The organism is Streptomyces sp. NPDC046712 (genome assembly GCF_040645695.1).
In the GTDB taxonomy this organism is placed as follows: Bacteria; Actinomycetota; Actinomycetes; order Streptomycetales; family Streptomycetaceae; genus Streptomyces.
The window spans coordinates 19,711-29,330 of the sequence record NZ_JBEYYW010000052.1; the positions used below are offsets into that span (position 1 = coordinate 19,711).

The 9,620-nt window shown below is 73.6% G+C and carries 7 protein-coding genes; 5 read left to right on the top strand and 2 right to left on the bottom strand.

The window, feature by feature from the left end:
* Nucleotides 1–13 precede the first annotated feature (13 nt).
* Nucleotides 14–4,651 (bottom strand): ATP-dependent helicase, encoded by a 4,638-nt coding sequence (locus ABZ939_RS36690; RefSeq protein ID WP_361864925.1) that lies wholly within the window; start codon nucleotides 4,649–4,651, stop codon nucleotides 14–16.
* 91 nt (nucleotides 4,652–4,742) lie between these two features.
* Here ABZ939_RS36690 and ABZ939_RS36695 point away from each other — a divergent pair, with 91 nt between their 5' ends.
* The 3 genes from ABZ939_RS36695 to ABZ939_RS36705 are packed head-to-tail and all read left to right on the top strand — an operon-like array spanning nucleotide 4,743 to nucleotide 6,716.
* Nucleotides 4,743–5,597, top strand: a complete 855-nt coding sequence (locus tag ABZ939_RS36695) for an AraC family transcriptional regulator (protein ID WP_361864927.1) — start codon at nucleotides 4,743–4,745, stop codon at nucleotides 5,595–5,597.
* Between the two features lie 10 nt (nucleotides 5,598–5,607).
* Nucleotides 5,608–6,411 (top strand): AzlC family ABC transporter permease, encoded by an 804-nt coding sequence (locus ABZ939_RS36700; protein ID WP_361864929.1) that lies wholly within the window; start codon nucleotides 5,608–5,610, stop codon nucleotides 6,409–6,411.
* Nucleotides 6,408–6,716: an AzlD domain-containing protein gene (locus ABZ939_RS36705; RefSeq protein WP_361864931.1), complete on the top strand. Its 309-nt coding sequence runs from the start codon at nucleotides 6,408–6,410 to the stop codon at nucleotides 6,714–6,716. Before ABZ939_RS36700 ends, ABZ939_RS36705 begins: the two co-directional genes overlap by 4 nt.
* A gap of 163 nt (nucleotides 6,717–6,879) precedes the next feature.
* Here ABZ939_RS36705 and ABZ939_RS36710 read toward each other — a convergent pair whose 3' ends face one another.
* Entirely contained in the window at nucleotides 6,880–7,809 is a 930-nt protein-coding gene (locus tag ABZ939_RS36710; protein ID WP_361864933.1) for a hypothetical protein, read from the bottom strand.
* Between the two features lie 79 nt (nucleotides 7,810–7,888).
* Between ABZ939_RS36710 and ABZ939_RS36715 the strand changes: the two genes are divergently transcribed.
* Nucleotides 7,889–8,083, top strand: coding sequence for a DUF3046 domain-containing protein (locus ABZ939_RS36715; RefSeq protein WP_361864935.1), 195 nt, complete (start codon nucleotides 7,889–7,891; stop codon nucleotides 8,081–8,083).
* 321 nt (nucleotides 8,084–8,404) lie between these two features.
* The coding region (locus tag ABZ939_RS36720; RefSeq protein ID WP_361864937.1) for an AI-2E family transporter at nucleotides 8,405–9,620 on the top strand (1,216 nt) is incomplete at its 3' end.

Here is a 9,620-nt window from a genome sequence, read left to right on the forward strand (position 1 = left end):
CGGGGGCGACGCCCTACGGGCGGAGGCGGAGTCCTCGCGGGGTGGCGTGGAAGCCGGCGGCCTCCAGAGGACGGGCGAGGGGGGAGGTGAGGGCTGCCGCCCCGTTGACGCGCTCCACCGTGACCGTGCCCAGGGACCCCGCGAGGGCGGCCGAGGCCAGCGACTCGGCCGCGGCTCTCAGCGCCGGGTCGTCCGGGTCGGTCGGCCAGGACAGCAGGGTCTTCCCGCCGCGCTCCATGTACAGCGTCAGCTCCCCGTCGACCAGGACCACCATCGAGCCCGCCTTGCGGCCGGGCTTGTGGCCCGCGCCGGTCGGCGGCTCGGGCCAGGGCAGCGCCGCCCCGTACGCGTTGGCCGGGTCGGCCGCCGCCAGGACCACCGCGCGCGGGCCGGCGCCCGCCTCCGCCCCGCGGTCGCGGGCGGTCGCCGCCGCGCGCAGCCGGTCGACGGCTCCGTCCATCGCGAACTGCGCGGCGCCGAGCCCCTCCACCACATAGCCGCGGCGGGCCTGCCCGCTGTCCTCGAAGGCCGACAGAATGCGGTACGTGGCGGAGAAACCGCCCTCGACGCCCTCGGCGGCCACCGCGCCCCTGGTGACCACGCCGTGCCGGTCCAGGAGCGTGCGGGCGAGGGCGTGGGCGCGGTGGGTCCGCTCCGGCTCAGGGGGCGGCAGCAGCGACCAGCGGCCGCTGACGGTGGGCGGTCCGGTGCGGGAGGCGGGCCGGGCGGCGGCGGTGAGCGTGCCGTAACGGCCGCGCGGGACCGTGCGCTTGGCGCGGTGGGCCGTGGACCCCGCCGTACGACCCGAACCGAGCAGGGAGCGCAGCGGCGCGAGGGTGTCGTTGGTGAGCCGTCCCGACCAGGCCAGATCCCAGACCGCGTCGGCGAGTTGCGGATCGGTGGCGTCCGGGTGGGTGGTGGCCCGCACCTGGTCGGCGATCTGACGGAAGAACAGACCGTATCCGCCGGACAGGGTGGTGAGCACCGACTCGTGGAGCGCAGTGGTCTCGAGCGGGTGCGGGGGCGGCAGCAGCAGGGGCGCCGCGTCGGCGAGGTAGAGGGAGACCCAGCCGTCCTTGCCGGGCAGGGCGCCCGCGCCGGCCCAGACGACCTCTCCGGTCGTCGTCAGCTCGTCGAGCAGGGCGGGGGAGTAGTCCCTCACCCGGGACGGCAGGATCAGCTTCTCCAGGGCCGAGGCCGGTACGGGGGCGCCCTGCAGCTGCTCCACGGCGCGGGCCAGTCCGTCGATCCCGCGCAGGCTGCTGCTCCCCAGGTGCTGCCACTGCGGCAGGAAGGTGGCGAGCGCGGCCGGGGGCACGGGCTCCAGTTCATGACGCAGTGCGGCGAGCGAGCGGCGGCGCAGGCGGCGCAGCACGGCGGCGTCGCACCACTCCTGTCCGATGCCCGAGGGGTGGAACTCGCCCTGGACGACCCGGCCGGCCGCGGCCAGGCGCTGGAGGGCGCCGTCGGTGACGGCCGCGCCGAGGCCGAAGCGGGCGGCGACCTCGGATGAGGTGAACGGGCCGTGCGTGCGCGCGTGGCGGGCCAGGAGATCGCCGAGCGGGTCCTTGACCGGCTCCGTGAACGCCTCGGGCACCCCGACGGGGAGAGCGGTGCCGAGCGCGTCCCGCAGCCGGCCGGCGTCCTCGATCGCCGCCCAGTGGTCGGCGCCGCCGATCCGGACCCGGATGGCCCGCCGGGCGGCTCCCAGCTCCTGGACCCAGGCGGGGTCTCCTCCGCGCTCGGTCAACTCGGCCTCGGTGAGCGGGCCGAGGACCCGTAGCGCGTCGGCGACGCCCTCCACGTCCTTGATCCGGCGGTCCTCGGCGAGCCACTGGAGCTCGCGCTCCAGCTCGGTGAGCACGTCCGCGTCGAGCAGCTCGCGCAGCTCCGCCTGGCCGAGCAGCTCGGCGAGGAGACGGGAGTCCAGGGAGAGGGCGGCCGCCCGCCGCTCGGCGAGCGGGGAGTCGCCCTCGTAGAGGAACTGGGCGACATAGCCGAAGAGAAGGGAGCGGGCGAAGGGCGAAGGCTCGGGGGTGGTCACCTCTACCAGCCGGACGCGGCGCGACTCGATGTCGCCCATCAGCTCCTGGAGCCCGGGGAGGTCGAAGACGTCCTGGAGACATTCGCGGACGGCTTCCAGGACGATCGGGAAGGAGCCGAACTCGCTCGCCACCTGGAGCAGTTGGGCCGCGCGCTGGCGCTGCTGCCAGAGGGGCGTACGTTTGCCCGGATTGCGCTTGGGCAGCAGCAGGGCTCGCGCGGCGCACTCGCGGAAGCGGGAGGCGAACAGCGCCGAGCCGCCGACCTGGTCGGTGACGATCTGCCCGATCTCGCCCTTGTCGAAGAGGGCGTCCGCCGCACCGACCGGGGCCTGGTCGGAGTCGTACGTCGTGTCGAGGTGCCGGTCCGGGCTCACCGGGTCGGTGTCGAGGAGGTCCAGGCCCATCAGGTCGGCGTCCGGCAGCCGCAGCACGATCCCGTCGTCCGCGTGCATGACCTGGGCGTCCATCCCGTACCGCTCGGCGAGCCGGGCGCCGAGGGCCAGCGCCCAGGGGGCGTGCACCTGGGCCCCGAAGGGGGAATGGATGACGACCCGCCAGTCGCCGAGCTCGTCCCGGAACCGCTCCACCAGGATCGTGCGGTCGTCCGGCACATGGCCGCAGGCCTGGCGCTGCTCGTCCAGATACGCCAGGACGTTGTCGGCGGCCCAGGCGTCCAGGCCCGCGGCGACCAGCCGCAACCGGGCGTCCTCGGTCTCCAGGGAACCGACCTCGCGGAGGAACGCGCCCACCGCGCGGCCCAGTTCGAGCGGGCGGCCCAGCTGATCGCCCTTCCAGAACGGCAGCCGGCCCGGCACGCCCGGAGCGGGGGAGACCAGGACCCGGTCCCGGGTGATGTCCTCGATCCGCCAGGACGTCGTGCCCAGCGTGAAGACGTCGCCGACCCGGGACTCGTACACCATCTCCTCATCCAGCTCGCCGACCCGACCACCGCCCTTCTTGGGGTCGGCGCCCGCGAGGAAGACCCCGAACAGGCCGCGGTCGGGGATCGTGCCGCCCGAGGTGACGGCGAGCCGCTGCGCGCCCGGGCGGCCGGTGACCGTCCCGGCGACCCGGTCCCAGACGACGCGCGGACGCAGCTCGGCGAACGCGTCCGAGGGGTAGCGCCCGGCCAGCATGTCCAGGACGGCCGTGAACGCGGACTCGGGCAGGGAGGCGAACGGCGCGGCCCGCCGGACCGTGGCGAGGAGGTCGTCCACCTGCCAGGTGTCCAGGGCGACCATCGCGACCAGCTGTTGCGCGAGGACGTCCAGCGGGTTCGCCGGGATGCGCATCGACTCGATCGAGCCGCTGCGCATCCGCTCGGTGACCACGGCCGCCTGGACCAGGTCGCCGCGGTACTTGGGGAACACCACGCCCGTGGAGACGGCGCCGACCTGGTGTCCTGCGCGGCCCACCCGTTGGAGACCGGAGGCAACCGACGGCGGCGACTCGACCTGGACGACCAGGTCCACCGCGCCCATGTCGATGCCCAGCTCCAGGCTGGACGTGGCCACCACGGCGGGCAGCCGGCCCGCCTTGAGGTCCTCCTCGACCTGGGCGCGCTGCTCCTTGGAGACCGAGCCGTGGTGGGCGCGGGCGAGCAGCGCGGGAGCGCCCTGCGCGGCACCGGACTGGGCCATGATCTCGGCGGGCGGGGCGTTGTCCGGGAGGGCCTCGCCGGTGGCACGCTCGTACGCGATCTCGTTGAGGCGGTTGCAGAGCCGCTCGGCGAGCCGACGCGAATTGGCGAACACGATGGTGGAGCGGTGGGCCTGGACGAGGTCGGCGATCCGCTCCTCGACATGCGGCCAGATCGAGGGCTTGTCACCGCCCTCCGTGGACTCGGAGGCCGGGGAGCCGCCCAGCTCTCCCATGTCCTCCACCGGGACGACCACCGACAGGTCGAACTCCTTGCCGGAGGGGGGCTGGACGATCTCCACCTTGCGCTGCGGGGAGAGATAGCGGGCCACTTCGTCGACGGGGCGGACCGTCGCCGACAGGCCGATGCGGCGGGCCGGGCGGGGCAGCAGCTCGTCGAGACGCTCCAGAGACACCGCGAGATGGGCGCCGCGCTTGGTCCCAGCGACCGCGTGGACCTCGTCCAGGATGACTGTCTCGATCCCCGACAGCGCGTCGCGCGTGGCGGAGGTCAGCATCAGGAACAGCGACTCGGGGGTCGTGATGAGGATGTCCGGCGGCTTCGTGGCCAGCGCGCGGCGCTCGGCGGGCGGGGTGTCACCGGAGCGGATACCGACCCGGACGTCCGGCTCGGGCAGCCCCAGCCGGCCCGACTCCTGGCGGATGCCGGTGAGGGGAGAGCGCAGATTGCGCTCGACGTCGACGGCGAGCGCCTTCAGCGGGGAGACGTACAGCACCCGGCAGCGCTTCTTCGGGTCCGCGGGCGGCGGGGTCGAGGCGAGCTGGTCCAGGGAGGCGAGGAAGGCGGCCAGGGTCTTGCCGGAACCGGTCGGAGCGACCACGAGCACGTCCGAACCCGCGCCGATGGCCTGCCAGGCGCCCTCCTGCGCCGCGGTGGGCGCGTGGAAGGCCCCGGTGAACCAGCCGCGGGTCGCGGGGGAGAACGAGTCGAGCGCAGACCTGACCATGCCACCCATCGTGCACCCCGCCACTGACAACCGCCCGGACCTGGGGAAACCCGAGCTCGATGCCGGAGCGCCCGTGACGCAGAATGGAGCAATGGCGAGTCGGGAGCAGGCACGGTACTGGCAGTACCCCGAGCTGCCCGGCGTCGACCTGCTGCACGCCCACTACATCCGCAAGGCCTTCGCCCGGCACACCCACGAGACCTTCGTCTTCGCGGCCATCACGGAGGGCGTCGAGGCCTTCCACTACCGCGACGAACTCGTGCACGCGGGGCCGGGCCAGATCGCCCTGGTCAACCCCGACACCCCGCACACCGGGCACGCCGGCGTCCCCGAGGGCTGGACCTACCGCACGATCTACCCGGACGCGGGGCTGATCCGGTCGATCGCCGCCGACACCCTCGCGCTGCGGGGATCGGTCGGCTTCACCGAACCCGTCGTGGACGACCCTTACGCCGCACAGCTCCTCATCGGGGTCCACCGGGCCGCCGAGGAGGGCAACGCGCTGGCCGCCGACAGTCTGCTGAGGCTGGTCACGGCGAGGATGCTGCGCAGCCACGGGGGCCGCCTCGCGCCGCTCGCCCCGCGCTCGGCGGGCGCTCGCAACGCGGCACGCGCGCGTGCCGTCCTCGAGGAGCGGATGGCCGAACCCCCGACGCTGGAGCGTCTCGCCGCCGAGCTCGGCACCAGTCCCTTCGCCCTGCTGCGGGCCTTCCGGGATGCCTACGGGATGCCGCCGCACACGTGGCTGACCGACGCGCGCGTGCGGCGGGCGCGGCGGCTTCTCGACGCGGGCACGGCGCCCGCGGAGGCGGCCGTGGCCGTCGGCTTCACCGACCAGCCGCACCTCAACCGGCACTTCACGCGGAGCGTCGGGGTTCCGCCCGGGGCGTATCAGCGAGCGCGGGGCGCAAGAACGTACAAGACCGACGGTGGCCGGGGCTCGTAACGTCCCTGGCGTGGCAGAACAGACAGCACCCCCCGTCATACGGGAGAGGACGAAGGCGGACTCGGCGGTCGTACGTGACGCGCTCGGGGTCGGGATCGCCGTCGGTCTCTCCGGCTTCGCCTTCGGAGTGACCTCCGCGGGATCCGGCCTCAGCCTGCTCCAGACCTGCGCGCTCAGCCTGCTCGTCTTCACCGGCGCCTCGCAGTTCGCGCTGGTGGGGGCGCTCGCGGGGGGCGGGAACCCGCTCACGGCCGCGGCCGGCGCCTTCTTCCTGGGCACGCGGAACGCGTTCTACGGGCTGCGGCTCTCGCAGCTCCTCGCCCTGCCGCGCGGCGCCAAGCCCTTCGCCGCCCAGTGGGTGATCGACGAGACGACAGCGGTGGCGCTCGCGCAGCCGACGCGGCGGTCCGCACGGATCGGCTTCACCGTCACCGGGCTCACGCTCTACGTGCTCTGGAACCTGACGACGCTGCTCGGCGCCCTTGGGGCGGAGGCCATCGGCGACACCGAGGCATGGGGCCTGGACGCGGCCGGACCGGCGGTCTTCCTCGCCCTGCTCGCTCCCATGCTGAAGACGGCGACGGAGCGGTGCACCGCGGGGATCGCCGTCGTCCTGGGCCTCGGCCTGCTGCCCGTCCTCCCGGCCGGCGTCCCGGTCCTGGCGGCGGCGCTCGCCGCGCCGGCCGTGCTGTGGCTGCGGGGCCGCCGCATCTGCGGGCCTGACGGCACCGGCGGGACTGGCGGCTTTGACGGCACGGGCAGGACAGGCAGCACCGGCGGGACTGGCGGGACGGATGAGGAGGATGCCCGATGAGTGTCTGGATCGCGATCGGCCTCACGGCCGTCGGCTGCTACCTCGTCAAGCTGGTCGGGCTCCTCGTGCCCGCGGACGCTCTGGAGCGCCCGCTCGTCCAACGCCTGGCAGCCCTCCTCCCGGTCGCCCTACTGGCGGCGCTCACCGCCCAGCAGACCTTCAGCACGGACGGCGCCCTCACCCTGGACGCCCGCGCCGCGGGTGTCGCGGCGGCCGCCGTCGCCCTGGTCCTGCGGGCACCCTTCCTGGTCGTCGTGGCCGCGGCGGTGCTGGTCACGGCAGGGGCGCGGGCCCTGGGCGGGTGACGCGCGCCGGTGGGTCGGGTGGGCAGGCGAGCGGTGGGGTCATGGCGGACGCACCGCATCGACCTGGCACCCCGCGCGGCACGGCCATGGCCATCGCGGCGCTGCTGCTCCGCGAGGCGCCCTAGGGCCTGGCCGGGACTCCGCCTGTCCCCGCCTGTTCGCTTCAGTCGATCGGGCGGCCGTGGGCGCGCAGCGTCCGCAACGCCTCGATGGTGACGATCGGGCGAGCCTCCAGCGCCGTGCCCGGGGCCCACTGCCGCCAGGTGACCGGCCAGCCGCCGTCCTCCCCCTGGCCGGCGGCGAGGTGGTCCAGCGACCGGGCCATCTCCTCGTCCGTGAACCAGCGGCGTGCCAACGAGTCCGGCACGCGCGCGTAGTCGTACGGAAAGTGGTGCTCGCCCGGCGCGTACCCCGGTGCCACGGGGAACTCGTCGAGGCGCTCGGGGTCCAGGACCGCCAGTCGCTGCTCCCGCACCAGCCGCCCGAGCCGGTCCGCCACCGCCTGCGCCCGCGAACGGTCCGGGACCCCGTCGAGGAAGGCGACGGCGGCCTGGATCTCGTACGGGTGCGACTTCTCCAGGGACTCGACCGCCGACCAGCAGAATTCCGTGGCGCGGAACAGCCAGGCGTGCCAGACCTGGTTCCGGTGGAGCAGCCCGACCACGGGACCGGTGGACAGCAACGCGCTGGGCGGGTCGTCGACGATCGGGACGAACGGCGCGGCGGGGTAGCCGCGCAGCGACGGATGGACCGCGGGCAGGGCCCCCTCGTGCGTGGACACGTCCGTGAGGTAGCGGCAGATCCGCTCGACCCGCAGCCCGCCGCAACGGCCGATGGAGTCGAGGACCCGGAGCGCGTGCCCGGTGTGCAGCGGCTGGCTGACCGGGCCGCGCAGATCCGGTTCGAGCGCGTGACCGTAGCCTCCGTCCTCGTTGAGGTACGCGCTGAGGGCGACCTCGACGGGTTCCGCGCCGCCGCGCAGGAAGTGATAGGCGAACCGGCGCTGTTCGAGCACGCGGGCCGTCAGCCAGATGAAGTGCTCGGCGCGCTCGAGGAGCGTCGGGTGCGGAGCCGCGAGAGGAGTTCCAGCCATGGTCCGACCGTAGGCCGCGAAGGGCGTGTGACAAGGCTTACGGACCGGGCTGCACTCTTGGGGGCGGGATACTGGGTTCATGCGGTTGACGATTTTCTGGGAGCGGATGGCGGACCACTTCGGTGCGTCCTACGCCGAGTCCTTCGCGCGGGACCATGTGATGTCGGAACTGGGCGGTCGTACGGTGCGCGAGGCACTCGACGCCGGCTGGGAGGCGAAGGACGTGTGGCGGGCGGTCTGCGCGGCCGTCGACGTACCCGCCGACAAGCGCTGAGGCGCCGGGCCGAGGTGGAATGTCCGCGCGGTGCGCGAGACTGGCGTGGTGGCTCCGACTGACGAAACCGACGAGACCGACAAGACGACCTCCGACGGGACCTTCGACGGGACCCTCGGCGGGACCTCCGACCAGGCCGTGACCGCGAGAACCTCAAGCGTTCCGGAGACGGAGCCGGCGGACCGTACGGCGGTGCGTGGCGCCCCCGTGCCCGCCGAGGCCGGACCCGCCACGGCCGCACCCACCGCGTCCGGACCCACCGCGTCCGCACCCGCCGAGGCCGGACCCGCCACGGCCGGACCCACGGGAGCCGCGGCGCGGATGCCTCGCTGGCTGCCGCGCGCCCTGGTGCTCGCGCTCGCGCTCTACGCCTGTTTCCAACTGGGCAGCTGGGCCTTCCACCAGCTCATCGGGCTCCTCGTCAACATCCTCGTCGCGTTCTTCCTGGCCCTCGCGATAGAACCGGCCGTCGGGCGCATGGCCGCCCGGGGGATGCGCCGGGGCCTCGCGACGTTCCTCGTCTTCTTCACCGTGATGGTCGTCGGTGTCGGCTTCGTGGTGCTGCTCGGATCGATGCTGGCCGGCCAGATCGTCGACATGGTCGAGAACTTCCCCAAGTACCTCGACTCGCTGATCAACTGGATGAACCAGACCTTCCACACCGAGCTGTCCCGCGTCGAGGTCCAGGACAGCGTGCTGCGCTCCGACTGGCTGCGGAAGTACGTGCAGAACAGCGCCACCGGCGTCCTCGACGTCTCCGCCACCGTCCTCGGCGGCCTCTTCAAGCTGCTGACGATCTTCCTGTTCTCGTTCTACTTCGCGGCCGACGGGCCTCGGCTGCGCCGCGCGCTGTGCTCGGTCCTGCCGCCGGCCCGCCAGACCGAGGTGCTGCGGGCCTGGGAGATCGCCGTCGACAAGACCGGCGGCTACCTCTACTCCCGCGGCCTGATGGCGCTGATCTCCGGCGTCGCGCACTTCATCCTGCTGGAGATCCTGGGGGTGCCGTACGCGCCCGCGCTCGCCGTCTGGGTCGGCCTGGTCTCGCAGTTCATCCCCACCATCGGTACGTATCTGGCGGGCGCGCTGCCCATGCTGATCGCCTTCACCGAGGACCCCTGGTACGCGCTGTGGGTGCTGGTCTTCGTCGTGGTCTACCAGCAGTTCGAGAACTACGTTCTCCAGCCGAAGCTGACGTCCAAGACGGTGGACATCCACCCGGCGGTGGCGTTCGGCTCGGTGATCGCTGGTACGGCGCTGCTCGGCGCGGTCGGCGCGCTCATCGCGATCCCGGCCGTCGCCACCCTGCAGGCGTTCCTCGGCGCCTATGTGAAGCGGTACGACGTCACCGACGACCCGCGCGTCCACGGCCACCGGCGCTACGGGGAGGCGGTCGTCGCCCGGCTCCAGCAGGCGCTGCACCAGAGGAAGGACCAGGGGCAGGCGCCGTCCCGGGAGGTGTCCTCCCGGGCTCGCCGCCAATCTGCCGGAGCTGTACGGGGACCGGCCCCTGGACATCCATCTCGTCGACCCGCAACCG